The sequence below is a fragment of the Pseudomonas sp. EA_65y_Pfl1_P113 genome (assembly GCF_963970525.1).
Taxonomy (GTDB): Bacteria; Pseudomonadota; Gammaproteobacteria; order Pseudomonadales; family Pseudomonadaceae; genus Aquipseudomonas; species Aquipseudomonas tritici.
Window position 1 is genome coordinate 1 of record NZ_CAXAQM010000128.1, and the last position, 846, is coordinate 846.

1 protein-coding gene is annotated in these 846 nt (G+C 60.0%); it reads left to right on the forward strand.

The annotated features are described in order from the left end of the window. The coding region (locus AACY52_RS28640; protein WP_339561116.1) for a HAMP domain-containing sensor histidine kinase at window positions 1-846 on the forward strand (846 nt) is incomplete at both ends.

The window sequence follows — 846 nt, forward strand, 5'->3', positions numbered from 1 at the left end:
ATGTCGGCATTGTGGTCGTAACCTACAGCCGGCAGCCGGAATCGCTCGCCGAAGAATTACTGACTTTGGAAGCGGCCAAAGCTCGAACCGGCAACGCGCTGTCTCCGGAACTCCTAGCAGGACCGCCTGGCGCTGAGCGATGGTCGGCGCATTATGTCGATGCCGGCACACCCGAACTTCAGCCGATCAGAAATGTCACGCCGCCTGACGGATCGTCCACGCTGGTCGATTGGACACGACGCGAGCAGATTCCTGGCGGATACCGAATCTCCGGTGTTCGCGCCATCGACCGAGGCGACGAGCGCCGTTGGCTGGCGATGCAGTTCGAAGGAGATGGCATACGGCCTTATGTGCCGGTGATCATCAACGAGATCGTGCAACATGTAATTCTGCCCCTGATCCCGCTCTCGCTGCTGCTTCTCCTGTTTAATGTTTTTGCTGTGCGCAGAGTGATCCATCCGTTGCGGCGTGCAGAGAGCGAGGTCGATGCGCTAGATCCTGAAAATATCCTGACCCGCTTATCCGAGCCCGCGGCGCCGCGCGAGGTCAATACCTTGGTTCGTGCGGTGAACCGCGCGCTGACGCGGCTTGACCGATCGATGGCGATCTTGCGCAGTTTCACCGCGAATGCTGCGCATGAGCTGCGGACGCCACTGGCAATCATGCAATTGTCGCTCGACCAACTGCCAGCGGGAAAGGTGCGTGACGATTTGCAGACGGACACGCGACACATGACCCGGCTGGTCGAGCAAATGCTCGACCTGGCACAAGCGGACGCCCTCGCGAATGTTGGGCATGTACCCCTCGATCTGGCAGCTATCGGTCGGGACGTGGTAGCTACGATGG